Annotated in this window: 22 protein-coding genes; all 22 read right to left on the bottom strand. The window is 67.0% G+C overall.

What is annotated here, in order from left to right; all coding sequences use genetic code 11:
* Positions 1-42 precede the first annotated feature (42 nt).
* The 22 genes from metK to aroC all read right to left on the bottom strand — a co-directional run bounded on the left by metK (position 43) and on the right by aroC (position 26,301).
* A complete protein-coding gene (metK, locus tag ACP7AR_RS04410; RefSeq protein ID WP_426183167.1) occupies positions 43-1,239 on the bottom strand; it encodes a methionine adenosyltransferase in 1,197 nt (398 codons plus the stop codon).
* A gap of 14 nt (positions 1,240-1,253) precedes the next feature.
* The gene (rpoZ, locus tag ACP7AR_RS04405; protein WP_033107065.1) at positions 1,254-1,511 is read right to left on the bottom strand and encodes a DNA-directed RNA polymerase subunit omega; all 258 of its coding nucleotides are present in this window, start codon (positions 1,509-1,511) and stop codon (positions 1,254-1,256) included.
* 84 nt (positions 1,512-1,595) lie between these two features.
* Positions 1,596-2,501: a guanylate kinase gene (gmk, locus tag ACP7AR_RS04400; protein ID WP_426183165.1), complete on the bottom strand. Its 906-nt coding sequence runs from the start codon at positions 2,499-2,501 to the stop codon at positions 1,596-1,598.
* Complete coding sequence (gene pyrF, locus ACP7AR_RS04395) at positions 2,494-3,339, bottom strand: orotidine-5'-phosphate decarboxylase (RefSeq protein ID WP_426183163.1); 846 nt, start codon at positions 3,337-3,339, stop codon at positions 2,494-2,496. The genes gmk and pyrF overlap by 8 nt, the downstream gene beginning before the upstream one ends.
* Positions 3,336-6,623 (bottom strand): carbamoyl-phosphate synthase large subunit, encoded by a 3,288-nt coding sequence (gene carB / locus ACP7AR_RS04390; protein WP_426183161.1) that lies wholly within the window; start codon positions 6,621-6,623, stop codon positions 3,336-3,338. Before carB ends, pyrF begins: the two co-directional genes overlap by 4 nt.
* Positions 6,623-7,765, bottom strand: a complete 1,143-nt coding sequence (gene carA, locus ACP7AR_RS04385; protein WP_426183159.1) for a glutamine-hydrolyzing carbamoyl-phosphate synthase small subunit — start codon at positions 7,763-7,765, stop codon at positions 6,623-6,625. The genes carB and carA overlap by 1 nt, the downstream gene beginning before the upstream one ends.
* Positions 7,762-8,271 (bottom strand): hypothetical protein, encoded by a 510-nt coding sequence (locus ACP7AR_RS04380; protein WP_426183157.1) that lies wholly within the window; start codon positions 8,269-8,271, stop codon positions 7,762-7,764. Before ACP7AR_RS04380 ends, carA begins: the two co-directional genes overlap by 4 nt.
* A complete protein-coding gene (locus ACP7AR_RS04375; protein ID WP_426183155.1) occupies positions 8,268-9,569 on the bottom strand; it encodes a dihydroorotase in 1,302 nt (433 codons plus the stop codon). The genes ACP7AR_RS04380 and ACP7AR_RS04375 overlap by 4 nt, the downstream gene beginning before the upstream one ends.
* A complete protein-coding gene (locus tag ACP7AR_RS04370) occupies positions 9,569-10,534 on the bottom strand; it encodes an aspartate carbamoyltransferase catalytic subunit (RefSeq protein ID WP_426183153.1) in 966 nt (321 codons plus the stop codon). The genes ACP7AR_RS04375 and ACP7AR_RS04370 overlap by 1 nt, the downstream gene beginning before the upstream one ends.
* Complete coding sequence (gene pyrR, locus ACP7AR_RS04365) at positions 10,531-11,061, bottom strand: bifunctional pyr operon transcriptional regulator/uracil phosphoribosyltransferase PyrR (RefSeq protein ID WP_426183151.1); 531 nt, start codon at positions 11,059-11,061, stop codon at positions 10,531-10,533. The genes ACP7AR_RS04370 and pyrR overlap by 4 nt, the downstream gene beginning before the upstream one ends.
* A 71-nt stretch (positions 11,062-11,132) precedes the next feature.
* Positions 11,133-12,710, bottom strand: coding sequence for a Rieske 2Fe-2S domain-containing protein (locus ACP7AR_RS04360; protein ID WP_426183149.1), 1,578 nt, complete (start codon positions 12,708-12,710; stop codon positions 11,133-11,135).
* A gap of 94 nt (positions 12,711-12,804) precedes the next feature.
* Positions 12,805-14,907, bottom strand: a complete 2,103-nt coding sequence (locus ACP7AR_RS04355; RefSeq protein ID WP_426183148.1) for a molybdopterin oxidoreductase family protein — start codon at positions 14,905-14,907, stop codon at positions 12,805-12,807.
* On the bottom strand, positions 14,904-16,526 hold the full coding sequence (locus ACP7AR_RS04350; protein WP_426183147.1) for an FAD-dependent oxidoreductase: 1,623 nt from the start codon (positions 16,524-16,526) through the stop codon (positions 14,904-14,906). Before ACP7AR_RS04350 ends, ACP7AR_RS04355 begins: the two co-directional genes overlap by 4 nt.
* A 2-nt stretch (positions 16,527-16,528) precedes the next feature.
* A complete protein-coding gene (locus tag ACP7AR_RS04345; RefSeq protein ID WP_426183145.1) occupies positions 16,529-17,917 on the bottom strand; it encodes an MFS transporter in 1,389 nt (462 codons plus the stop codon).
* 181 nt (positions 17,918-18,098) lie between these two features.
* Positions 18,099-21,353 carry an SNF2-related protein gene (locus ACP7AR_RS04340; protein ID WP_426183143.1) on the bottom strand — a complete coding sequence of 1,085 codons (3,255 nt, stop codon included), beginning with the start codon at positions 21,351-21,353 and terminating at the stop codon, positions 18,099-18,101.
* A 70-nt stretch (positions 21,354-21,423) separates the two neighbouring features.
* The gene (nusB, locus tag ACP7AR_RS04335) at positions 21,424-21,834 is read right to left on the bottom strand and encodes a transcription antitermination factor NusB (RefSeq protein ID WP_426183141.1); all 411 of its coding nucleotides are present in this window, start codon (positions 21,832-21,834) and stop codon (positions 21,424-21,426) included.
* 3 nt (positions 21,835-21,837) lie between these two features.
* A complete protein-coding gene (efp, locus tag ACP7AR_RS04330; RefSeq protein WP_426183139.1) occupies positions 21,838-22,398 on the bottom strand; it encodes an elongation factor P in 561 nt (186 codons plus the stop codon).
* Between the two features lie 95 nt (positions 22,399-22,493).
* Positions 22,494-22,937 (bottom strand): type II 3-dehydroquinate dehydratase, encoded by a 444-nt coding sequence (gene aroQ, locus ACP7AR_RS04325; RefSeq protein WP_426183137.1) that lies wholly within the window; start codon positions 22,935-22,937, stop codon positions 22,494-22,496.
* A complete protein-coding gene (locus tag ACP7AR_RS04320) occupies positions 22,934-23,485 on the bottom strand; it encodes a GNAT family N-acetyltransferase (RefSeq protein ID WP_426183135.1) in 552 nt (183 codons plus the stop codon). The genes aroQ and ACP7AR_RS04320 overlap by 4 nt, the downstream gene beginning before the upstream one ends.
* Positions 23,482-24,570 carry a 3-dehydroquinate synthase gene (gene aroB / locus ACP7AR_RS04315; protein WP_426183133.1) on the bottom strand — a complete coding sequence of 363 codons (1,089 nt, stop codon included), beginning with the start codon at positions 24,568-24,570 and terminating at the stop codon, positions 23,482-23,484. The genes ACP7AR_RS04320 and aroB overlap by 4 nt, the downstream gene beginning before the upstream one ends.
* Positions 24,567-25,085, bottom strand: a complete 519-nt coding sequence (locus tag ACP7AR_RS04310) for a shikimate kinase (protein ID WP_426183131.1) — start codon at positions 25,083-25,085, stop codon at positions 24,567-24,569. Before ACP7AR_RS04310 ends, aroB begins: the two co-directional genes overlap by 4 nt.
* The gene (gene aroC, locus ACP7AR_RS04305) at positions 25,072-26,301 is read right to left on the bottom strand and encodes a chorismate synthase (protein ID WP_426183129.1); all 1,230 of its coding nucleotides are present in this window, start codon (positions 26,299-26,301) and stop codon (positions 25,072-25,074) included. The genes ACP7AR_RS04310 and aroC overlap by 14 nt, the downstream gene beginning before the upstream one ends.
* Positions 26,302-26,316: the final 15 nt, after the last annotated feature.

The following is a 26,316-nucleotide window of genomic DNA, read 5'->3' as shown; positions in this document are numbered from 1 at the left end:
GCCGGTCTCCGCGTGCGGGCGGCCGCGCCCCACGCCGGTGCATCAGAGTCCGGCTGCGCGGCGGAGCTCGTCGGCGCGGTCCGTGCGCTCCCAGGTGAAGTCCGCGAGTTCGCGACCGAAGTGGCCGTACGCGGCGGTCTGGCGGTAGATCGGTCGCAGAAGGTCGAGCTCTTCGATGATCGCCTGCGGTCGCAGATCGAAGACCTCACGGATCGCGCGGGTGATCACCTCGTCGGAGACCTTGCCGGTGCCGAACGTCTCGACGTAGAGCCCCACAGGGCGTGCCACGCCGATCGCGTACGCCACCTGCACCTCGAGCCGCTCGGCGAGGCCTGCTGCGACCGCGTTCTTGGCGACCCAGCGCATCGCGTAGGCACCGGAGCGGTCGACCTTCGATGGGTCTTTGCCGCTGAAGGCACCGCCGCCGTGGCGCGCGGCGCCCCCGTACGTGTCGATGATGATCTTGCGGCCGGTGAGACCGGCATCGCCCTTCGGGCCACCGGTGACGAATGGGCCGGCAGGATTGATGAAGTACCGCTCATCGGCGGGCATCTCGAGTCCGGTGTTCTCGAGCACAGGGTCGATAACGAGCCGCCGCACCTGCTCTTTGAGCTCGTCCTGCGAGATGTCGGGATGATGCTGCGTCGAGAGCACCACCGCGTCGATCGTCTTGGGCGTGAAGCCCTCGTAGCCGAGCGTGACCTGGGTCTTGCCGTCAGGACGGAGGAACGAGAGCTCGCCGGAGCGACGCACCTCTGTGAGTCGCTCTGCGATGCGATGAGCCGTGTGGCCTGCCATGGGCATGAGTTCGGGCGTCTCGATCGTCGCGAAGCCGAACATGATGCCCTGGTCGCCCGCGCCGAGGCTGTCGAGCGCGTCGACGGAGCCTCCGTCACGATGCTCCTGCGCCTGATCGACGCCGTGCGCGATGTCGCTGGACTGCTCGCCGACCGAGACGCTGACGCCGCATGAGTCGCCGTCGAAACCCGTCTCGCTCGACGTGTAGCCGATCCCGTTGACCACCTGACGGACGATCGTGGGGATGTCGACGTACGCCTCGGTGCGGATCTCACCGGCGACGTGCACGAGGCCGGTCGTCACGAGCGTCTCGACAGCGACCCGCGAACCGGTGTCTTCGGCGAGCAGACCGTCGAGGATGCTGTCGGAGATCTGGTCGCAGATCTTGTCGGGGTGCCCCTCGGTGACGGACTCAGAGGTGAAAAGGCGCAGTGCGCTCATCGAGGAAGCTGCCTTCACTCAGCGTGGCGAAGGCGCAGCTTGTCCTCGTTGATCTCGTGGAGCGCGATCGTGAGCGGCTTGTCCTCGACGGACGAGTCGACCAGCGGTCCGACGTTGTCGAACAGGTTGCCCTCGTGGAGATCGGCGTAGTAATCGTTGATCTGGCGCGCCCGCTTGGACGCGTAGATGACCAGTTCGTACTTCGACTCGACGCGGTCGAGCAGGTTGTCGATCGGCGGGTCGATGATGCCCTTGGTGTGGTGTCCGGCCATGGTGGGACCTCCAGATCAGGCGACGGGTTCGTCGCGAAGTCGAATCGGCGCGCGCGCGACCCTTCGAAATGCTCGGGGAATGACTCAGCGCGCAGTCGCCTCAGACAATTCTACGACCTCACGAGCAGCAGTGGCGACGTCCTCGTTCACAATGCGGTAATCGAACTCGCTCTGCGCGGCCAATTCGACCTTCGCGGTGCGCAATCGACGAGTGCGTTCCTCCTCGTCCTCCGTGCCGCGCCCGACGAGTCGGTGCACCAGCTCATCCCACGAGGGAGGCAGCAGGAAGATCAATGTCGCAGAGGGTTCAGCGGCTCGCACCTGGCGTGCGCCCTGCAGATCGATCTCGAGAAGGACCGTCTTGCCCTCGGCGAGAGCAGCATCGATCGGTGCGCGCGGCGTGCCATAGCGGGAGCGGTTGTGCACGACGGCGTGCTCCAGCAAGGCGTCTTCCGCGATGAGTCGATCGAACTCGGCGTCATCCACGAAGAAGTAGTGCACGCCGTCGATCTCACCCGGGCGCGGCGGGCGCGTCGTCGCAGAGACCGAGAGGTGGATCTCGGGGTTGTTCTCACGGATGTGGGCGGCCACGGTTCCCTTGCCGACCGCCGTCGGGCCCGCGAGCACCAGCAGCCGGCTGCGTCCTGAGCGCGGGCCCTGCACGGGGAAACGCTCGTCGAGCCAGCGTCGAAGGCTGGCCCGCTGGCGCACACCGAGTCCGCCGAGACGCTTCACCGGTGAGATGTCGAGTTCGACGAGGATGCGGTCGCGCTTGCCCACGCCGATCGCCGGAAGCGCGAGCAGGAAGTCCGTGATGCGCATGGAGCCGGCGACCGAGTCGGCGTCTTCGAACGCCTGAGCCGCGACGAGCTGAGGAGCGACGACGCGCGTCGTCAGGTCGCGCTTGAGGGCGGCCCTTGCGCGTCGCCGCTCGACGGCACGCCGTGCCGCTGCTGCACGATCGACTTCGGGAACACTGCGATCAGACATTCAACGCCTTCCGATACTCTGCGGCGCGGGCGTCGATGGCGGTGATCAGTCCGTCCGGACCCGCCGAGAGGATGCTGCGGCTCTCCGACGCGATGACCATCGACGCGTGCGCGCCGAATCGTGCTCGCAGGTCGGTCGGGCCGGCGCCCTGCGCACCGAAGCCGGGACCGAGGATGGGAGCGGCCGGAGCGAACTCGCCGAGGCCGGCATCCGTCCACGTGACCGTCGCTCCGATCACGAAACCGAGGCTCGCCCACTCGTCCACTGGAGTCGAGCGCGCGTTGCGCGCACTGACCTCGTCGATGATGGCTGCGGATACGCTCCGCGCATCGGATGAGAGTGCCCGTTGCACGGTCACCGCTTCGGGATTGCTGGTCGCGGCGAGCACGAAGACGCCCTTGCCGCTCTCTTCAGCGAGGCTGAACGTGGTCTCCAGCGACCCCACGCCGAGGAACGGATTCACGGTGAGCGCATCCGCCTCGAGCGGTGAGCCGGGCGTCAGCCATGCCGCCGCGTACGCATCCATCGTCGTGCCGATGTCACCGCGTTTCGCGTCGGCGATCACGAGAAGATCGGCGGCCCGAGCCGCCGCCAGCACCTCCTCGAGGGCAGTGAAGCCCGCGGAGCCGAAACGCTCGAAGAACGACACCTGCGGCTTGACGACCCCCACCCGTCCTGCTGCGGCATCCACCGTCCGGAGTCCGAACTCGCGCACGCCGTCTGCTGAGTCGCTCAACCCCCACGAGGTCAGGAGCGCCTGGTGCGGGTCGATGCCCACGCAGAGCGGCCCATGGGCGCTCAGCGCAGCCCTGACACGTTCCCCGAACCGTCCGGTCACAGAGCTGCCTTTCGGTCGATCGCGTACTCCTGGAGGCTTCTGACGTCGAAGCCCTCGTCAGCGGCGTCCATACCGCTCACCGCTGCGCCGAGAACAGCCATCGTGGTGAACAGCGCCTTGTCAGCGGCAACAGCCGCGGCACGGATCTCATAGCCGTCCGCGCGCGCTGCCCCGCCGGAGGGCGTGTTCACGATGATGTCGATCTGTCCGTCGTTGATCAGGTCGACGATGTTCTGCTCGCCGCTGTCCAGCGTCTCGCTGTACTTCGACACCACGGTCACGGCGATGCCGTTGCGCGACAGGATCTCGGCGGTCCCCTCCGTCGCCACGAGGTGGAAGCCCAGCTGCTGCAGCCGGTGCGCCGGGAGGATCACGGCGCGCTTGTCGGCATCGGCGACCGAGATGAAGACGGTGCCAGAGGTCGGCATGCCGCCGTACGCCGCGGCCTGACTCTTCGCGAACGCCGTCGGGAAGTCCTTGTCGATGCCCATGACCTCACCGGTCGAGCGCATCTCCGGCCCGAGCACGGAGTCGACGATCTTGCCGTCCCTGGTGCGGAACCGCTTGAACGGGAGCACGGCCTCCTTGACTGCCACCGGTGCGCCGAGCGGCACACGCGAGCCGTCCGACACCGGCAGCAGGCCCTCGGTCTTCAGCTCGTCGATCGTGGCACCGACCATGATGCGGCTCGCGGCCTTGGCCAGCGGGATTCCGAGCGCCTTCGACACGAACGGAACCGTTCGGCTCGCGCGCGGGTTCGCCTCGATCACGTACAGCACGCCTGCGCTGATCGCGAACTGCACGTTCAGCAGGCCGCGTACTCCGACGCCCTCGGCGATCGCGAGCGTCGCGACGCGTACTCGGTCGATGTCGCTGCGTCCCAGCGAGATGGGCGGCAGCGTGCAGCTGGAGTCACCGGAGTGGATGCCGGCCTCTTCCAGGTGCTCCATGACGCCGCCGATGTACAGCTCTTCGCCGTCGTAGAGGGCGTCGACGTCGAGCTCGATCGCGTCATCGAGGAAGCGGTCGACGAGCAACGGTGTTCCTGGTCCGACGATGACCTCTCCTGCGGTGCGCACGAAGTAGTCGCGAAGACTCGCGGTGTCGTACACGATCTCCATGCCGCGCCCGCCGAGCACGAAGCTCGGTCGGACCAGCACCGGGTACCCGATGTCCTCCGCGATCACGACGGCCCCGTCCACATCGGTGGCGGTGCCGTGACGCGGGGCGATGAGCCCGGCCGAGTCGAGCAACTGCGAGAACAGCTCGCGCTCCTCAGCGATGTCGATCGCCTCCGGGCTCGTGCCGAGCACCGTGTAACCTGCCGCTTCGATGCCCTTGGCGAGCCCGAGCGGGGTCTGCCCGCCGAGCTGGCAGACCACGCCGAGGATCGTCCCGCTCGCAGCTTCCGCATCGAGCACCTCGAGGACGTCTTCCAGAGTGAGCGGCTCGAAGTACAGCCGGTCGGAGGTGTCGTAGTCGGTCGAGACCGTCTCAGGGTTGCAGTTGACCATCACGGTCTCGTAGCCGGCATCCGACAGCGCGAACGACGCGTGCACGCAGGAGTAGTCGAACTCGACGCCCTGGCCGATGCGGTTCGGGCCGGAGCCGATGATGACGACCTTTGTGCGGTCGGATGGCGCGACCTCGGTCTCGAAGTCGTAGCTCGAGTAGTGATACGGGGTGAGAGCGGGGAACTCCCCCGCGCACGTGTCGACCGTCTTGTAGACCGGGCGGATGCCGAGGCCGTGGCGGACGCCGCGCACCTCTGCCTCGCTGATGCCACGGATCTCGGCGAGCTGCGCATCGGAGAAGCCGTGCTCCTTGGCGTAGCGGAGCGTGCCGGCGTCCAGCTCGCCTGCGGTGCGAACGGTCTCAGCGACCTCGTTGATCAGCACGATCTGGTCGAGGAACCACGGGTCGATGGCGGTGGCGTCGAATGCCTGCTCGATCGTCGCTCCCTTGCGCAGCGCCTGCTGCAGCACGACGATGCGGCCGTCGGTCGGCGTCTTCGATACCTCGAGCAGTTCGTCCACGGTGCGCGTCTCCTCGCCCCAGTGGAAGCTCGAGCCGCGCTTCTCGAGCGAGCGGAGCGCCTTCTGCAGCGCTGTGGCGTAGTTGCGACCGATCGCCATGGCCTCACCCACCGACTTCATGGTGGTGGTCAGCGTCGGGTCGGCGGCGGGGAACTTCTCGAACGCGAATCGAGGGACCTTGACGACCACGTAGTCGAGCGTCGGCTCGAAGCTCGCCGGCGTCACACCCGTGATGTCGTTCGGGATCTCGTCGAGCCGGTAGCCGAGCGCCAGCTTCGCAGCGAGCTTCGCGATCGGGAAGCCGGTGGCCTTGGAGGCCAGTGCGCTCGAGCGCGAGACGCGCGGGTTCATCTCGATGACGATGACGCGGCCGTTGCTGGGATCGATGGCGAACTGGATGTTGCAGCCGCCTGTGTCGACGCCCACGGCGCGGATGATGTCGATGCCGATGTCGCGCAGCTTCTGGTACTCGCGGTCGGTCAGTGTCAGTGCCGGCGCGACTGTGATCGAGTCGCCCGTGTGCACTCCCACCGGGTCGACGTTCTCGATGGAGCAGACGACGACCGTGTTGTCGGCCGTGTCGCGCATGAGTTCGAGCTCGTACTCCTTCCAGCCGAGGATCGACTCCTCGAGGAGCACTTCGTTCGTCGGCGAGTCGTGCAGGCCGGCACCGGCCATGCGGCGGAGATCCTTCTCGTCGTAGGCGAATCCCGATCCGAGACCGCCCATGGTGAAGCTGGGACGCACGACGAGCGGGTAGCCCAACTCATCGGCTGCGGCGAGCACCTCGTCCATGGTGTGGGCGATGCGGCTGGCCGCGACATCGGCGCCGGAGTCGAGCACCAGCTGCTTGAAGATCTGACGATCCTCACCCTTGTTGATCGCCTCGAAGCTGGCGCCGATCAGCTCGACGTCGTACTTCTCCAGGATGCCGTGGTTGTGCAGCTCGATCGCGGCGTTCAGCGCGGTCTGGCCGCCGAGCGTCGGAAGGATCGCGTCGGGCTTCTCCTTGGCGATGATGGTCTCGATGACCTGCCAGGTGATCGGCTCGATGTACGTCGCGTCTGCGAAGTCGGGGTCCGTCATGATGGTGGCCGGATTCGAGTTGACGAGGATGACGCGGACACCCTCTTCGCGCAGCACGCGGCAGGCCTGGGTTCCGGAGTAGTCGAACTCGCAGGCCTGACCGATCACGATCGGGCCGGATCCGATGACGAGGACGGAATTGATGTCGTCGCGCTTTGGCATTACTTGGCGTCCTTCACATTCGCGACGACCAGGTCGCGGAACCGATCGAAGAGGTAGTTGGCGTCGTGCGGGCCGGCCGCGGCCTCGGGGTGGTACTGCACCGAGAAGGCGGGGATGTCGAGAGCGCGAAGGCCCTCCACGACGTTGTCGTTGAGACCGATGTGGCTGACCTCGACCTTGCCGTAGCCGTTCGGGCTGTCGAAGGAGCCCTCCAGCGGTGCCTCGACCGCGAAGCCATGGTTGTGCGCGGTGATCTCGACCTTGCCGGTCGACTTGTCGAGCACGGGCTGGTTGATGCCGCGGTGGCCGAAGGGCAGCTTGTACGTGCCGAGACCGAGGGCGCGACCGAGCAGCTGGTTGCCGAAGCAGATGCCGAAGAACGGCAGCCCGTCGTCGAGCACGCTGCGAAGGAGAGCGACATGGTCGCCGGACGCCGCCGGGTCGCCAGGACCGTTGGAGTAGAACACAGCGACCGGATCGACGGCGCGGATGTCTTCGATGCTCGCGGACTGCGGCAGGACGTGCACCTCGAAGCCGCGGGCTGCGAGGTTGTCGATCGTGGCCTGTTTGACCCCGAGGTCGAGCACCGCGAGATTGCCGATACGCTCCCCCAGTGCCATTGTCACCGTCGCGACGTCGACCGACACCTGAGCAGACAGATTCTGACCGCTCATCTCGGGGGCCTGCCGCACGCGGCGCAGCTGCTCGTCGGCATCCAGCGCAGCATCCGCGCCGGAGAAGATACCGCCTCGCATGGAACCCGCAGAGCGGATGTGCCTGGTGATCGAGCGGGTGTCGATACCGCTGATGCCGACGATGCCATCGCGCACGAGGACCTCGTCGAGCGAGGCGTTCGCACGCCAGTTCGAGACCACGCGCGAGGGATCGCGCACGATGTAGCCGGAGACCCAGATTCGCCTCGACTCGGTGTCCTCGTCGTTCATTCCGGTGTTCCCGATGTGGGGAGCTGTCTGCAGCACGATCTGGCCTGCATACGACGGATCGGTCAGCGTCTCCTGGTATCCGCTCATGCCGGTCGAGAAGACGACCTCACCGAGCGTGGTCCCTCGTGCACCGTACGCGCGGCCGGTGTGGCGGGTGCCGTCTTCCAGGACGAGGACGGCGGGGTCTGGGAGTGTCATGATTCGGCTCCTGTGTCTTTCGCGGGGATGAGCCGCTGGAGTTCTGAGATGAGGTTCTGGGGATCGCCGGCTGTGACGCGCAGGTACGAGTCGACGACGGTGTCGTCGGAGACATTCCATACGAGTCGGACAAGCCCGTTCGGTTCCACGACGCGATCGATCGTGACGGTGGCGCGGTCGACCTGCACGAGCTTCGCGGAGGCGAGGAACACCGTGGGCGCACCATCCAGGCAGAGCGCGGCGCCGCGGTCGGTCACAGCGATCTCACCGCGGGCCCGGTATGCGAGAGGTGCGATCGCCATGCGCTCGAGTGGTTGGTCGTGCCGCGTCGTCGAGACGTACAGCACCTCGTGCCTGGCGAGGACCTCCGCATGCTCAGGGACGCCCATCGGCGCGCTGTGCACCCCGTCGCGGCGCAACCGTCGTCGCCACGCGAGGTACATCGAGAGCAGGATCAGCACCGCCACCACGATGGTGATGGCGACCGCGAGGTCTCGCATGCTCATACTGCGAGCTCCTCGACGACACTGCCGGATTCGACCGTCACGAGGCCATGGTGGATCGTCCACTCGACTCGGCCCGGGAGATCGCGGCCGAGATAGGGAGAATTGCGGCTGCGACCGTGGAGGTCGGCCGCGGTGAAGGTGCCCTCGCGCGAGGCGTCGTACAGCGTGATCTGCGCGGGCTGACCGACCTCCAGGGGCGTTCCGTGCCCGTCGAGCAGCCCGATGCGCGCGGGGGTCGCGCTCATGACACGAGCGACGTCGGCCCATCCGATCAGGCCCGTCTGCACCATCGACTGGTGCACGACGCGCAGCGCGCTCTCGAGGCCCACCATGCCGTTGGCCGCGGCCTGCCACTCGCAGGCCTTGTTCTCACTGGGGTGCGGCGCATGGTCAGTTGCGACGATGTCGATCGTGCCGTCGGCGAGACCCTCGCGCACGGCGAGCACGTCCTCTTCACGACGAAGCGGCGGATTCACCTTGTACCGCGCGTCGTATCCGCGCACCAGGTCGTCAGTGAGCAGCAGATGATGCGGCGTGACCTCTGCGGTGACGTCGATGCCGCGCTTCTTGGCCCAGCGGATGATGTCGACGGACCCTGCGGTGGACAGGTGGCAGACATGAAGGCGCGATCCGACGTGCTCGGCGAGGAGCACATCGCGGGCGATGATCGACTCTTCCGCGACCGCCGGCCATCCGGCGAGGCCGAGCTCGGCCGACACGGCACCCTCGTTCATCTGGGCGCCCTCTGTGAGGCGCGGATCCTGCGCATGCTGCGCGATCACGCCGCCGAACGACTTGACGTACTCGAGCGCACGCCGCATGATCAGCGGGTCGAACACGCAGAAGCCGTCGTCGCTGAACACGCGTACCTTGGCGCGCGACGTGGCCATGGCACCGAGCTCGGCCAGCCGCTCGCCCTTCTGCCCGACGGTGACGGCGCCGATCGGCTGCACCGTGGCGTAGCCGGCGGCCTCGCCCAGTGCAAGCTCCTGCTCGACGACGCCGGCCGAGTCGGCGACCGGAGATGTGTTCGGCATCGCGAAGACGGCGGTGAAGCCCCCGGCGGCAGCAGCCCTTGTGCCGGTGAGGATCGTCTCTGACGCCTCATAGCCGGGCTCGCGCAGATGCGTGTGCAGGTCGACGAGCCCGGGGAGTGCAACGAGCCCGTTCGCGTCGATGACACGGGCGCCGGCGCGGCTGAGGCCGGTGCCGATCTCGGCGATGACGCCGTTCTCCACCACGATGTCGGCGCGGGATGCGCCGAGAAGCTCTGCCCCGGTGATCACGAGGGTGTCCATCAACTGCCTTCTCCTCGTTCGTCGTCTCGTTCTCCTGCCAGAAGCAGGTACAGCACAGCCATACGCACGGACACGCCATTGGTGACCTGTTCCAGCACCGTCGAGCGGGGCGAGTCCGCAGCTTCGGCGGAGATCTCCAGGCCGCGATTCATGGGCCCGGGGTGCATGACAATGCTATCGCTCGGAAGCGTCGCCGCACGCACGGCGTCCAACCCCCAGCGTCGGGAATACTCCCGCTCACTCGGGAAATACGCGGCGTTCATCCTTTCGAGCTGGATGCGCAGCATCATCACGGCATCCGGACCGTCGACCAGTGCCTCGTCGAGGTCGTAGAGCACCCGAACCGGCCACTGCGAGACGTTCTGCGGAACCAGGGTCGGCGGCGAGACCAGCGTGACCTCTGCGCCGAGGGTCGTGAGCAGCCAGACGTTCGAGCGAGCCACCCGAGAATGGAGCACATCGCCCACGATCACGACGCGCACGCCGGTGAGGTCGCGGCCTCTGCTGTCGGCACCGAACCGCCGCTTGCGGATGGTGAAGGCGTCGAGCAGAGCCTGAGTCGGGTGCTCATGAGTGCCGTCGCCGGCGTTGACCACGCCCGCTGTGATCCAGCCGCTGGTCGCGAGAGTGCGTGGAGCGCCGGACGCGTGATGACGGATGACGACCGCATCGGCGCCCATCGCCTGCAGGGTCTGTGCGGTGTCCTTCAGGCTCTCGCCCTTCGACACGCTGGAGCCCTTGGCGGCGAAGTTGATGACGTCGGCGGACAGGCGCTTGGCCGCGGCCTCGAACGAGATGCGCGTGCGGGTGGAATCTTCGAAGAACAGGTTGACCACGGTCTTGCCCCGCAGCGTGGGCAGCTTCCTGTTCTCACGCGACTGCGTGTCGGACATGTCCTCGGCGACGTCGAGGACGCGAAGGGCGTCCGTTCGGTCGAGGGTCCGCGTGTCGAGGAGGTGTCTCATTCTCCGATCGTCACCGCCTCGGCGCCGTCGTTCTCGAACAGGCGCACGTTGACGCGCTCCTGGCGGGAGGACGGGATGTTCTTTCCGACGAAATCGGGACGGATTGGCAGTTCGCGGTGTCCGCGGTCGACGAGGATCGCCAGTCGCACCGTCGAGGGACGTCCGATCGACTGGATCGCGTCGAGGGCGGCGCGGATGCTGCGTCCGGAGAACAGCACATCGTCGACGAGGACGACCGTCTTGCCGTCGATCCCGCCGGCGGGGATCTCCGTCGGCTGCGGCGACCTGGTCGGCTGCTTCGCGAGGTCATCGCGGAACAGCGTCACGTCGAGGGATCCGGTTGCCACCGACGTCTGGGCGATGCTGCTGATCAGCGCGCCGAGGCGATGGGCGAGAGTGACGCCGCGGGTCGGAATGCCCAGCAGGACGAGGTTCTCTGCTCCCCGATTGGATTCGAGGATCTCGTGTGCGATACGGGTGAGAGCCCGCGAGATATCGGCTTCATGCAGCACAGTACGTGCACTCATTCACCGCTCCCTTCTCCGCCTCTCTGGACGGTGTTAAAGGTTGCTTGCAGGAATCAGTCTAGCGTGCGGCGTCAGACGCCCAGACGCAGCGCATCGTCGGTGACCTCGTCGACCTTCGCGGCCCGGATCGGGTGGCCGGTGGTGCTCAGGCAGCGTCCGGTCTTCAGATCCCACTTCCAGTCGTGCATGCTGCACGTGAGGACCCCGTCCTCATCGACCTTGCCGGTCTTGGTGAGGTCGGCCCGCAGGTGCGGGCAGCGGCGCTGCACGACCCAGTCACCGATCTCGGTGTCCTCGGTCTGATCCGTCTGCTCGGAGTACCAGTTCTCGACGTACTCGATCCGATCGACCGAGAGGCACTTGAGGAATGTCGTGAGGAACTCGTTGAACTTCCCGCTTCGGCCCACATGGAACTGCATGGAGAGGAAGATCGAGTTCGACCAGTCGATCTCACGGTCGCGGATGTTCGTGGAGACCAGATCCGCGGGGATCGTGTACCAGTAGATGCACTCCTCCCCCGCATACTCGCGGACCTTGGCCCGCGGGAAGTCGACCACCATGTCGAGATCGCCGATCCGGAACCGCACGCATCCTCCGACGCCGAGGCGGATGGTGCGCGACTTCTTCAGCAGCGGCTCCCACCATTCCTTGAGCGTGGAGAGCATCTCCTCCGGCGGGATTACTTCCGCACGCGAGGCCTCCTCATCGCGGATCTCCTGCTGGCGGCTCGCGCGCTGCGACTCGAGGTACTCCCACTTCTCGTCGAAGATGTGGGCGATCTCGGCATCCGTGTACAGCGTCTGGGTGATCGTCATGTCGGCATGATCCAGCTCGACGACGGTGCCCGGCACGAACAGCTGGCCGTCGTACTGCGGAGCCTGCTCCTTGAGGTGCGCGAGGAACTGCTTCTGATCCGTGAAGATCGAGTCGTCATCCTGGCCGAAACCGTTGTACTTGAACAGCTCGTCGCGCAGGAACATCGGGGGTCCCGCCATCGGGAACACGTGCGGGGCATCGACTTTCTCGATGTAGAACATCGCGCGCTTGTTCTGCGCGTCGCGCTTGAGACGCGCGAAGTTCTGCTTGGCATCGTGCGGCAGGTCGTAGACCATCGGCCACCAGATCGCGCCGGAGGTCTGCGTGAAGTATGCGTCTGGCTTCCCGAAGCTCAGGAGCTTCTCGAGATCCAGCGGATGCGAGTCGTTCTGATTCAGCACGGATGCCGTGCCATCGTCGACGCTGAGCGATGAATCGCCGATCGGGCCGTCGCTCGGGGCTCGCAGCGGCGTGATCATGATCTTCAACTCGCCGCGTTCGATGACCTCTCCGGCCGGGGCGTAGGTGATGTTGTCGTAGCCGAGCGCACGGATGTCCTTCTCGAGATCGTCGATGGGATAGTCCGGGAGCAGCACCTCGATGTCCTTGCGGATGTAGCGCTGCAGGAGCGCCTTGTCGAAGTGATCGCGGTGGCGGTGCGATATGTAGAGGAAGTCGGCCTCGCGACCGAGCTTCTCCCAGTCGAGGCCGCGGTTGTCGGGGAACGGGAACCAGGAGCCGTAGAACGACGGGCCGAGCACCGGGTCGCAGATGATGTTTCCGCCGACCGTTTCGATGAACATACCGGCGTGGCCGAGACCCGTGATCCGCATTGCGCTCCTTCTGAGATGACCTCACGATTGTACCCGGGGCCCTCTGAACGCAGGCCCAGGCCCGGCGGCGACGACACATTCTCGGATCGATGGGTCAGCGGGCAGTCGACGCCCGGACGCGCACGACCGCCCTCTTGAACTCCGGCATGGCGGACACCGGATCGGTGGCGTCGGTCGTCAGCAGATTGGCGCTGTGCGCGTCGGCGAAGTGAAAAGGGAGGAACACCGTGTCAGGACGGATGGCCGCTGTCGTCGCGACCCTCGCCATGACTCTGCCGCGACTGTTCTCAACCGTGGCGGAGTCCCCGTCGCGGAGCCCGCGATCGGCGGCGGTGGACGGATGCATCGTCAGCTCGAGCACGCTGCGCGCGGCCATCAGCTCCGGCACCCTTCGCGTCTGCGCACCGGATTGGTAGTGCTCGAGCAGCCGCCCGGTGATGAGCGTGAGTTCCCCTCCGGTCGGCGCGTCGTCTGCGCGGGCGCCGGCGGAGACCGGCACGATGCGGGCTCGACCGTCAGTGTGCCGGTACCCGTCCAGAAGCGGTCGGGGCGTGCCGTCGCTTCCGCTCGGATACGGCCAGTACGCCTCACGACCGTCGTCCAGCAGGGCATGGCTGAGTCCGGAGTAGTCGGCGACACCGCCGGCCGACGCGCGCGCCAGTTCGTCGAACACCAGCGCGGGCTCGACGTCGAAGTGACCGGGGGCGTCCAGCCGACGAGCGAGTTCGGACAGGATCCACAGCTCACTGCGGACGCCCTCGGGAGGAGCGGCCGCGCGCCTGCGTCGGATCACCCGCCCCTCGAGGTTCGTCATCGTGCCCTCCTCCTCAGCCCATTGCGTCACCGGCAGCACGATGTCCGCCACGGCCGCAGTCTCGGAGAGGAAGAAGTCGCAGACGACGAGCAGTTGCAGCCGGCCGAGGCGCTTTCGCACCGCACCCGCATCCGGCGCAGAGACGACGGGATTGGATCCGTGCACCAGCAATGCCCGGATTCCGTCCGGCTCGTCGATGGAGGCGATCAGCTGCACGGCCGGCAGGCCGGGCCCCGGCAGATCGTCGGCCCGAACGCCCCACACCTCGGCGACGTGCGCGCGTGCGGCAGGATCGGTGATCTTGCGGTAGCCGGGCAACTGGTCGCATTTCTGACCGTGCTCGCGACCACCCTGACCGTTGCCCTGCCCGGTGAGCGTGCCGTAGCCGCTGCCCCGCCTCGTCGGCAGGCCGAGAATCAGCGCGAGGTTTATCGCTGCGGTCGCGGTGTCAGTGCCGTTGGTGTGCTGTTCGATGCCGCGGCCGGTCAGGATGAAAGTCTCCGCCCCTGACGACAGACGCCGCGCCACGTCTCGCAACGCTCGGACGGGCACTCCTGTCACCTGCTGCACTCGGGCCGGCCACCATGCGGCCACGCTGTGTCGAAGCTCGTCGAATCCCCTGGTGCGCTCCTCGACCCCTACGGCATCGAACAGTCGCTCCGAGATCACGATGTGCGTGAGACCGAGCAGCAGTTCCAAGTCTGTGCCAGGGGCGGGCGCGAGGTGCACCCCCTGCCCTTCTTCGGTCAACCGCGCCGTCGTGCTTCGGCGTGGGTCGACGACGATGAGGCCGCCGGCCTCGCGGACGCCGGCGAGGTGCGAGAGGAACGGGGGCATGGTCTCTGCGACATTCGACCCCAGCATCAGGACGGTCTTCGCCGAATCCAGATCAGTGAGTGGGAACGGCAGTCCACGATCCATCCCGAACGCGCGGTTCGCCGCCGCTGCGGCGGACGACATGCAGAAACGTCCGTTGTAGTCGATGCGCGAGGTTCCCAGTGCGACACGCGCGAACTTGCCCAGCTGATAGGCCTTCTCGTTGGTGAGTCCTCCTCCCCCGAACACGCCGATGCTGTCCGGCCCCGACGCGTCCTGAATCACGCGGATGCGCTGCGCGAGAACATCGAGCGCCGTAGACCACTCCACGGGCACCAGCTCGCCGTGCGTGTCCCGAACGAGGGGCGAGTGGAGACGGTCGCCTGAGTCCAGCAGAGTCGACGAGGTCCAGCCCTTCTTGCACAGGCCTCCGCGGTTGGTCGGGAAAGGGCGGCCTGCGACCGTCAGCGACGGATCGTCGAGCGCGGCATCAGTTGCTCTCGGAGTGAGAGTCATCGCGCACTGCAGCGCGCAGTACGGACAATGGGTGTGGGTGCCGACGCTCATGCGGGCGCGGCTTCCCCGGCCGACGCGAACCTGTCGATCAGCTCTGCGAGACGCGGCTTGCATCCTCCGCATCCTGTGCCGGCTCGGGTGTCTTGACCGAGGCACGCCACTGTGCCGCTGCCCGCGGCCACCGAGTCCTCGATGCGCTGAACGGTGACTCCGTTGCACCAGCAGACCGTCGCCGTAGGGGCGAAGGCATCGGCACTCGCGATCGCACCGTCATCCGCTCCCTCCAGTCTCAGCAGCAGTGAACGATCGGCGGGCAGTTCACCGCGGCGGTCGTACAGCAGCGTGAGTTCGGCGCCGGTGCGCGGCATCCCGACGCAGGCGAAGGCCTCGAGGATGCCGTCTCTGGTCACCAGCTTGAGATAGCGGCCGTGCTGGGGGTCTGCCCATTCGGCGACATGCCGGTGCGGTGTCGGCTCGTCAGGCAGCGGCGAATCCCAGACATCCACATCGACGTCGCCCACTGCCGTGACGTCGATCTCGTCGGCCTTCAGCATGACGACCGGGTCCCGCTCCGTCGGCGCGGCCGCGGACAGAGTGATCCCGGAGGCCTCAGCAGTGAGCTCGCGTCCGAGCCACTCGGCCTGCCGCCATCCGGGACCGATGAGTCCGGACGGCGCCCCAGGCAGGCGCGACATGCTCTCCGCTTCTGCCGTGCGTTCCACGATGTGCGCGCAGTCGCCTATCGCGAAGATGTGCTCGTCGGTCCAGGAACGCAGCTGCGCGTCCACGACGATGCCCGCAGCGGTGCGCAACCCCGCCAGCGTGGCGAGTTCTGCTCGCGCGCCGACGCCGCACGACAGCACCAGCAGATCGCCCCGGACGTAGTTGCCGTCGGCCGTGACCAGTGCATCGAAAGTGCGCGTCCTGCCATCGTCCGCTCGGAAAGCGACAGCCTCGGCCCTGCTGTGGGCGTAGACCGTCACGCCGCCGGCGCGCAGTGCACGCGCGAGCACGATGCCGGATCCTCGATCGAGGCTGCGCGGCATAGGAGTCGGTCCGTGATGCACGACGCTGACCTCGGCTCCGGCTCCCGCCGCCAGAAGAGCGAGTTCGAGACCGAGCACGCCCGCACCGAGAACGATGATCCGCGACCGCTCGCCCACGGCGGCACGGACGCGCTCCGCATCTGCGAGGTCTCGGAGCACCGTGACGCCCGCCGGCAGTACCGGGTCGGCCGCGATGGCGTCGGATCCCGATCGGGACAGTGCCGACAGGTCGAAGGCCGGTCGATCGATGCCCGCGAGAGTGGGCACGTTCGCGCGCGCGCCCGTTGCCAGCACCAGCCGGTCGAATGGCACGCTCTCTCCGGTCGACAGCTCCACGGCCCTGCTCACCCTGTCGATGCCGATGACCCTGGTACCCAGCTGCACACGCACTCCTGCGTCGACGCTCGCCTGCGGATCGTGCAGGGTGATGCTCGCCGCATCCGCTCGCTCAACCGCCATCTCGGCCACGAGCACACGGTTGTACGGCGCATCCTCCTCGGCGCCGACGACGGTGAGTTCGATGAGGCCGCTCCGCACGGCAGGAAGCAGCTCTTCGCACAGCCGCGCACCGACGGGGCCGAAGCCGACGATGACGACCCGGAGTCGTGGCGCGCGGTCCGACACGCTCAGATCCGCCGTCCGTCGAGGGACGCACGAGGCACACCGTAGGCGACGACGGTGATGCTCAGGAGCACGAGGTAAGCGATGCCGAACCCGACGAACGCCGCCTGGTACCCGCCCGAGGCGAGCTGCGACGCGTTCAACACCTGGGGCACGACGAAGCCGCCGTACGCCCCGAGCCCGGCGATCAGCCCGAGTGCTGCTGCAGCACGACGCGCCACCATCGCCGCGTCACCTTCTCGTCGCGCGACCGCCCTGGCCGAGAAGACGATGGGGATCATCCGGTAGGTCGAGCCGTTCCCGACTCCGGTGGCGGCGAACAGGACCAGGAAGCAGACGAGGAAGAGCCAGAACTGCTCGAGTGCGAGCACCCCGAGGATGCCGAACGCGCCGACCGCCATCACTGCGAAGGCTGCGATCGTCACCCGCGCTCCGCCGAAGCGGTCGGCGAGACGCCCGCCCAGCGGTCGGAACACAGAGCCGACGAGTGCGCCCAGGAATGCCAGAGACACGACGGCAGCGCCGACATGCAGACCTGAGAACTCCGGAAACTCATCGACGATCAGCTTGGGGAAGACGCTGGAGAATCCGATGAACGATCCGAAGGTGCCGATGTACAGCAGCGAAAGCAGCCACAGGTGCGGTTCCCTCAACGCCGCTGCCGACCCTGCGAAGTCGGCCTTGGCCGAGGACAGATTGTCCATGTACCGCCACGCGCCCCATGCCGCGAACATGATGAGCGGTACCCACATCCACCCCGCGACAGGCAGACCGAGACCCACACCCGCACCGATGGAGACCACGACCGGGACGAAGAACTGCGCCACCGACGTGCCGAGGTTGCCGCCTGCGGCGTTGAGGCCGAGTGCCCACCCCTTCTCCCGCTGGGGGAAGAAGTACGTGATGTTCGCCATGGAGCTGGCGAAGTTGCCCCCGCCGAAGCCTGCGAGGCCCGCGATGACCAGCATCAGCCAGAACGGCGTGTCAGGGTCACCGACCGCGACTGCCAGCAGCGTCGCAGGGATGAGGAGCAGGAGGGCGGAGACGATCGTCCAGTTGCGTCCACCGAAGCGCGGGACCATGAAGGTATAGGGGAAGCGCAGTGTCGCACCGACGAGACTCGGCACGGACAACAACCAGAAGATCTCCGCGCTCGAGAATGCGAAGCCCGCTGCCGGCAGCAGCACGACGACGACGCTCCACAGCTGCCAGACGATGAAGCCGAGGAACTCCGCGAAGATCGACCAGCCGAGGTTACGTCGCGCGATCGCCCGACCCTCGGCGCGCCAGAATCCGCCGTTCTCGGGGTCGAAGCCGTCGATCCACCGCCCCGGCCTGCGAGACAGCACGAGCGTGGGCTGGTCCTGTGATGTTGCGACGGCGGATGCGACCATTGCTGCACTCCCTGCGACGAGCGGGTCCGAGAATCCCGGACGGTACGAGATCGACCGTAGGAGCGTGGTGTTTCGGCCGACCGCGGCGTGCGTTAACGGCCGGTCACTTCTGAGTCACACGCGCGATCGGCGTCAGTGAGGTCTGCGTCACGCGCACGAAACACGCGCGGACGTCGCGCGCTCAGCTCTCGAACAGTCCGCGGATGTCCTCGGCGGTGAGCGACTGGGCGAACATCTCCTCGTCGTCCATGACTGCCGTGAACAGGCGCGCTTTCCGCTCTTGGAGCGCCAGCACTTTCTCCTCGATCGTGCCAGACGAGATCATCCGGTACACCATCACGGGGTTCTGCTGTCCTATGCGATGGGTGCGGTCCACGGCCTGCGCCTCCGCCGCCGGATTCCACCAAGGATCGAGCAGGAAGACGTAGTCGGCCTCGGTGAGAGTGAGTCCGAATCCGCCCGCCTTCAGACTGATCAGGAACACGGGCTGCTCCCCCGCCCTGAATCCTTCGATGATCTGAGGGCGCTGCGTCGTCGAGCCGTCCAGATACGCGTACGCGATCCCCGCCTGATCGAGTCGAGCCGCGGCCTCCCGCAGGAACGAGGTGAATTGACTGAACACGAGCGCCCGATGACCCTCCGCCTGCAGCTCCTGCACATGTTCGAGCAGCGCATCCAGCTTGCGTGATCCGATTTTCGCGTCGGAAGGGTCGACCAGCCCCGGCGAAAGACTCAGCAGCCGCAGCATCGTGAGCGAACGGAACACGATGAAGCGGTTGCGGTCGAGGTCGTGCAAGAGCCCGAGCACCTTCTGCCGCTCGCGCTGGAGCACTGTGTCGTACAGCATCCGGTGCGCGGTGCTGAGCTCGATGTGCAGGTGCTGCTCCTGCTTCTCCGGGAGGTCTGCGGCCACCAGTTGCTTGGTGCGTCGGAGCATGAGCGGACGGATGCGACGTCGCAGCCGCTCCAGACGCCGCTGCCGGTACTCGCCGCCCTCCTCGTTCTCAGGGACCTTGCCCTTCTCGATGGGCTGCACGTAGTCCTCACCGAACTTCCTGGCGGATGCGAACAGGCCGGGAGCCGCGAGCTTCAGAAGTGCCCAGAGGTCGGTGAGGCTGTTCTCCATCGGGGTGCCGCTCACCGCGTAGACGACGTCGGCGTTCAGCGCGGCGACGGCGCGGTGCTGCTTCGTCTGGGGATTCTTCACGAACTGCGCCTCGTCGAGGATGAGCCCTGCCCATCTGGTCTCTGCGAACTCTTTCTCGTCGAGGCGGACAAGCGTGTACGAGGTGATCACGAGATCCGCGTTCTGCGCGGCATCCGTCATCGCGTCGCGCTTGACGCTGCTGCTGTCGATCACGCGCACACGCAGTCCCGGCGCGAAGCGCGCGGCCTCGCTCTGCCAGGAACCGAGCACGGAGGTCGGCGCGACGACGAGGAACGGGCGCGTCTCGCCCGCCTCTTTGGCGTGCAGGACGAGGGAGAGCAGCTGGATGGTCTTTCCCAGCCCCATGTCATCGGCGAGGATACCGCCCAGGCGATGTGCCCACAGAAAGGCGAGCCAATCGAATCCGGCCTTCTGATAGGGCCGCAACTCGGCCTTGAGCCCCACCGGCAGTGGTGTGACAGGCACCTCGGTGGCCTGACGAAGACCCTCCGCCGTGGCACGCCAGCTCACAGCGGGAAGCGCCTCGTCCGCGAGGTCTTCGAATTCCTCCCAGAGGTCGATCTGGTAGCGGCTGATGCGAGGGCCGGTCTCCCACTCCTGCAGTTCCGAAGCCTCGTCGATGAGCTCACGGAGCCGGTCGAGCGCTGGATGGCTCAGAGACAGATAACTGCCATCGACGAGCAGCAGCTTGCGTCTGCCTTTGGTCATCGCGGTGAACAGAGGGGTGAACGGGATCGTGCGCCCGTCGATCTTCACGAGGACTCCGAGATCGAACCAGTCCGAGTCGGTGCTCTCGACGGTCGACACCGTGATCTGCGGGATGCCGGTGAGTTCCTGGTAGTCCTTGCGCGTGCCGATCTCGACGACGCTCACCCCGTGCTCCTGGAATGCGGGCACGACGTGGGCGACGAATTCCGCTGCGTCGACATCGTGAAGAGTGTCCGATGCCGCGAAGACAGAGTCGGAGAGCTGTCGCCAGAGCTGCTCGAGTTCGCTCTGGCGCTCCCGTTCTGCGCCGTTGTCACGCACGCCATCCGCCGTCGGTGAGAGCGGGAATCGTCCGTAGCCCCGGTACGTCCACTCGAACACGTAGTCGATGGTGTCGCCGGTGCGGAACGTCACGACGAGCGTCGGCTGCGGCAGTGGAACGGCCGGCAGCTTCACCGCCCCGACGGTGCGGATCGGCGCATGTCGCGCAAGTGCCGGATACGCCTCACGCAGGAAGGCCGCCTCGTCGGATTTCGAGACGACGATCGCGCCCTGTGCCTTGAGCAGAGCATGCACGGGGTCGCTGAGCTCGACTTCGGCCAGCGTCAGAGCGATACGACTGCCGATGGACTCGGCCGCGTAGATCCCTGAGCGGCCGACGGCTCGCACCGATGCCGCGGGAACCGGGCGCCCGTCCACGATGATCTCGGCGGTGATGCTGAGCGATCCGTCATCCACTCTCGTGAACTCCGCCGACACCACGGCTTCATCGCCGAGAACGACGGTCGTGCTCTTCTGGGTCGATCTCAACTCGATGCCGAGGTCGCTGCCCTGACGCAGATGCCCCCACAGCAGTGAAGACTCGATCAGATCCATCGAGAGCCAGTCCCCCGCTGTGCCGGACAGCAGAGAGTCCCGCGACAGGCTGAGCAGATCGGCGAACCACCGCACCCGCTCACGGCCGAACAGCCCGGCCGAGCGGCGCACCGAGTCCCAGGACACATCTCCCTGGATCCATGCTCCGGTCGCTGCGCTGCGCATGAGCGGGCGGATTCCGAGCAGCAGCTCTCCCGTACCCTTGGCGAGATCCCGCGGCGTGACGGGGCGGACAGCGCGCGGCGACCAGTGATGCGACGCGCTGCGCTCTCGCTGGCGCAGTTCGACGCCCAGCGCGATCGGAGTCGGCGCATCCGCGCCCGCAGACGGCACGAGCATCCGCCATGCCGGTGGCGCCGGGCGGTGCGGCGCGACAGCGTCTGTCAGCACGGCATCGTCATTGTTGACCAGGAGGGTCGCGACGACATGCTTGCAGACCTGAGGAACTGGGCAGCTGCACGACGTCGAAGCGATCGTCGCGGTGATCCCGGCGGCGGAGAACCGGATGGTGCAGCGGTACGCATGCTCGACCGAACCGGCAACCACCGACGTGAGCACGCGTTCCGCGTCATCCCACGACGTCCGGGTGACCATGCCGGAGCGCTGATATGAGACGCCCCGGCTGTAGCCTCCCTCGTCGGTGAGACCGCGGATGACAGCGGGATCGATGTACGGCGCTGGCATACCGGCATCCTCTCAGCGTGCACCGACACTGCGGCGCGCACATGCCCGCACACCTGCCGCACGGGGTGCGTCAGCTGGCGCGGGCCACCCTGGCGAGCACGCCGTGCACGAATGCACCGGAATCGTCCGTGGAGAACTCCTTGGCGAGCTCGACGGCCTCGTCTATCGCGACCGCGGTCGGAACCTCGTCATTGTGCAGGATCTCCCACACGCCGATCCGCAGCAGAGCGCGGTCGACCGTCGGCATACGCTCGATCTTCCAGTCACGGCTGTGCGTGACGATGTGCTCGTCGATCTCATCGCGGTGATCGACGATGCCGTCGACGATCTCGCGCGCATACAGCCAGGAGGCCTCGCGGGCCGGTTCGCTGACAGCACGCTTCGCTTCTGCGGCCAGAGTGACCGCAAGGTCTTCTCCACGGACGTCCGAGGAGAAGAGGATGTCGAGTGCGCGCTTGCGCGCCTTCGTCCGAGCGCCCACGCCTTACTTCTCGCGACCGAGGTAGTCGCCGGTGCGGGTGTCGACCTTGATCTTCGTCCCGGCCTCGATGAACAGCGGCACCTGCATCTCGTACCCGGTCTCCACAGTCGCCGGCTTCGTGCCTGCCGACGAGCGGTCGCCCTGCAGACCTGGTTCGGTGTAGGTCACCTCGAGGATGACCGATGCGGGAAGGTCGATGTAGAGCGGGTTGCCGTTGTTGAGCGCGATCGTGACCTGCTGGTTCTCCAGCAGGAAGTTCTTGGCGTCGCCGACGGTGGCGGCTCCCACCGTGATCTGGTCGTAGTCTGTCGTGTCCATGAACACGAACCCGTCGCCGTCGGCGTACAGGTACGTGAAGTCGCGGCGGTCGACGTTCTCGATCTCGATCTTCGCGCCGGCGTTGTATGTGCGGTCCACGGTCTTACCCGAGACGACGTTCTTCAGCTTCGTGCGGACGAATGCGCCGCCCTTGCCGGGCTTCACATGCTGGAACTCGATGACGTTCCAGAGCTGTCCGTCGATGCTGAGGACGACGCCGTTCTTGATGTCTGCGGTGGATGCCATGCGCTGAGAGTTCCGTTTCCGTTGGTGAGGGGCCGGTCTTCGCCGTTTCGGGTTCGAGCCGTTTCGGGTTCGATGAGTGCGGCCGACAGTCGATTCTACGGGATGAGCGCGGTGAGCTGACGAACCGCGTTCGCGTAGCCGTCCACACCTTCCCCGATCACGCGGACTGCGGCGACGTCCTGGAGGTAGGAGAAGTGCCGGAACTCCTCTCGCGCATGCACGTCGGTGACGTGAACCTCGGCGAACGGCAGAGCGACCCCTGTGAGCGCGTCACGCAGTGCGACGGAGGTGTGAGTGAGTCCGCCCGGATTGATCACGATGCCGACGCAGTCCTCGCGTGCGGCATGGATCGCGTCGATCAGCACACCTTCGTGATTGCTCTGGATGCTGCGCACCTCGAAGCCGGCCGACGCTGCGGCGTCGGCGGTGATCCGCTCGACGTCGGCCAACGTCGCGGAGCCGTACAGGTCGGGTTCACGGGTGCCGAGCAGATTGAGGTTCGGGCCGTTGACGAGGAGGATGCGGCGGTGTGCAGTCACGCCTGCACCCTATCGCCGTCGGTGATCGGACGCGCCATCTCGATCTCGGGACCGATCGACGCGATGAACCGTGCTCCGGTGTCCGAGAAACCGGAGCGTCGGTAAGCGGCCTGCGCGCGGGCGTTGTCGGCATGCACTTCGAGCGTGAGTTCCGCATCCCCCATCGAAGCTGCCCACTGAGCTGCTGCATCGAACAGCGTCTCGATGATCCCCCGACCGCGGTGCTCCGGTCGGATGAAGACGCCGACCACATCGCCGCGCGCCGAGGTGACGGGGCGCCCGTGATGGTCGATCGAGCCTGCGAGATGCCGCAGCACGGACAGTGTGCCGATCCACTCGCCGTCTGCTTCCGCGATGAACTGCGACACAGCGTCGCCGGATGCGGCGCCGGTGGCGCGCTGCTGCCAGAACTCATCGTCGTGCGCGGATTCCTCCTCGAAGGAGTGTAGGAACGCGATCGCCGCAGCCGGGTCGCGGACGGCATCGAGGCGCAGGTCCCGCACCCGCTCCCATTCGTTCGCGCGCACGCGCCGCACTGCGAACGTCATGCGCCCACCTCCTGATAGGCGGCGAACAGCAGCGACTCATCCGGGGCCCGCAGAACGGTGGGCTTGGCGATGTCGTCGAGCACGATGAATCGCAGCATCCCGCCACGGCTCTTCTTGTCGCGCTGCATCGTCGCGAGCAACTGCGGCCATGCCCCTGCGCGGTAGCTTGTCGGCAGCCCGAGAGTTTCCAGCACCGTGCGGTGGCGGTCGGCGGCCTCATCCGAGAGGCGTCCGGCGAGCCGCGAGATCTCTGCGGCGAACAGCATCCCGACCGAGATCGCGGCACCATGGCGCCAGCGATACCGCTCGGCGTGCTCGATGGCGTGACCGAGCGTGTGGCCGTAGTTGAGGATCTCGCGCTGACCGGCCTCGCGGAAGTCCTCGGAAACGACCCGTGCCTTCATGTCGATCGCGAGTTCGATCGTGCGTCGGAACTCATCCGTCGTCGTGTCGATGGCACGGGCAGGGTCGGCCTCGATGATGTCGAGGATCTCGGGCGACCAGATGAATCCGGCCTTCACGACCTCTGCGAAACCTGCCGTGGCCTCGTGCGGGCTGAGACTGCCCAGCTCGTCGAGGTCGCCGATGACGGCGCGCGGTGCCCAGAAGGCGCCCACGAGGTTCTTGCCCTCGGCGGTGTTGACACCGGTCTTGCCACCGACCGACGCATCGACGAGACCCAGCACGGTCGTCGGGACATGCACGACCTGCACGCCACGCAGCCAGGTGGCGGCGACGAAGCCTGCGAGATCGGTCACTGCGCCGCCGCCGTACCCGACGACGGCGTCCGTGCGCGTGAAGTCGGACTGACCCATGATCTGCCAGCAGAACGCCGCGACCTCGATGCGCTTGCCCTGCTCGGCGTCAGGAACCTCTGCCAGCAGCACTTCACGGGGCCCCTCTGCCGTGTCGGCGAGAAGACGGTCGCGCAGCTCTGCCGCACGCGCGGCGAGGGTCGGCGGATGCACCACGAGGATCTTCCGCACCGCTGGATCGAGGGCAGCGGACACCCGGTCGAGGATCCCGCGTCCGACCGTGATGTCGTAGGACGCCTGCCCTGTCACGCTGATCGTGGTCGTGCTCATGCCTGTTCTCTCCTCCATGCTGCGATCTCTTCGGCGATGCGCTGCATCGGCCGGCGAGAGGTGTCGAATATCGCATCCGCGACGTCCTCGTACCAGCCGCGGCGCTGCTCGTAGATCTGGGTCCAGCGTTGCAGCGGGTCCTCGTCCCCCGCCAGCAGCGGACGCCCGCCGCTGCGGATGCGGTCGGCGACTGCCTCGGGCGTCACTGCGAGGAAGACGACCGGATACTGCCGCAGCAGTTCTCGCGTCTCCGCGGAGCTCACAGCACCGCCGCCGAGGGAGATCACTCCCCCTTCGCTGAGTGCCGTAGCCACCGCCGCCTGCTCGAGTGCGCGGAAGTGCGATTCGCCGAACTTCTCGAAGACGCCCGGAATCGGGCCGTGTTCGGCGGCGATCCGCTTGTCGGTGTCGATGAACCCGACACCGAGGCGCTTGGCGACCTGTCGACCGACGCTGGTCTTGCCCGCACCCATGGGCCCGACGAGGACGAGCGTCAGCTGCTCAGGCGTGCTCATCGTGGGCGATCAGCGCCGCCTCCGAGGCGGGCGCGGTGCGCAGCTCGGCCGGGATCGCGTCGAGATAGCTCTGCACGTTGCGGGCCGTCTCACGGATGCTGTCGCCGCCGAACTTCTCCAGCACGGCGTTCGCGAGCTCGACGGCGACCATCGCCTCGGCGACCACGCCTGCTGCGGGAACAGCGCACACGTCGGAGCGCTGGTGGTGTGCTGTCGCCGCGTCGCCTGTGGCGACGTCGATGGTGCGCAGGGAGTGCGGGACGGTCGCGATCGGCTTCATTCCGGCGCGCACGCGCAGCACGGTGCCGGTGGACATGCCACCCTCGGTGCCGCCAGCACGGTCGGATCCGCGGGTGATGCCCGCTTCGGCGGAGAAGAGCTCGTCGTGCGCGGCGGAGCCCCGTCGGCGCGTGGTCTCGAACCCGTCGCCCACCTCGACGCCCTTGATGGCCTGGATGCTCATGAGCGCCTGGGCGAGGCGCGCGTCCAGACGGCGGTCCCAGTGCACGTGCGAGCCGAGCCCCGGGGGAAGGCCGTACGCGAGCACTTCGACGATGCCGCCGAGGGTGTCGCCGTCCTTGCGCGCGTCGTCGACCTCTGCGACCATCGCCGCCGAGGTGTCGGCGTCGAAGCACCTCAGCGGATCGGCGTCGAGTGCGTCGACGTCGTCGGGCGTCGGCAACGCAGTGCCGTCGGGTACGCGCACCGGTCCGATGGAGAGCGTGTGGCTGACGAGGCGGATGCCGAGTTCGCCGAGGAACGAGCGTGCGACGGCGCCGAGCGCGACACGTGCTGCCGTCTCGCGCGCACTCGCGCGTTCGAGGATCGGGCGCGCTTCGTCGAAGTCGTACTTCTGCATACCGACGAGATCAGCGTGCCCTGGACGCGGACGGGTCAGAGGTGCGGAACGGCCACGGGACTTGTCGGTGATCTCGACTGGCTCGGGATTCATGACCTCGATCCACTTCGGCCACTCGGTGTTGCCGATGCGCAGTGCGACAGGGCTGCCGAGGGAGCGGCCGTGGCGCACGCCACCGGAGATCGTGAGTTCGTCCTGCTCGAACTTCATGCGCGATCCGCGTCCATAGCCGAGCTTGCGGCGAGCGAGATCCTTCTGGATCGCCTCAGACGAGATCGGGACGCCGGACGGCAGCCCTTCCATGACGGCAATGAGTTCGGGGCCGTGCGATTCGCCGGCCGTGAGCACGCGGAGCATTGCTCCAGTCTCCCA

This window comes from Microbacterium sp. TWP3-1-2b2, assembly GCF_049896145.1.
In the GTDB taxonomy this organism is placed as follows: Bacteria; Actinomycetota; Actinomycetes; order Actinomycetales; family Microbacteriaceae; genus Microbacterium.
The sequence above is the reverse complement of the archived record's forward strand: the minus strand, read 5'-3'. Positions and strand labels throughout refer to the sequence as shown.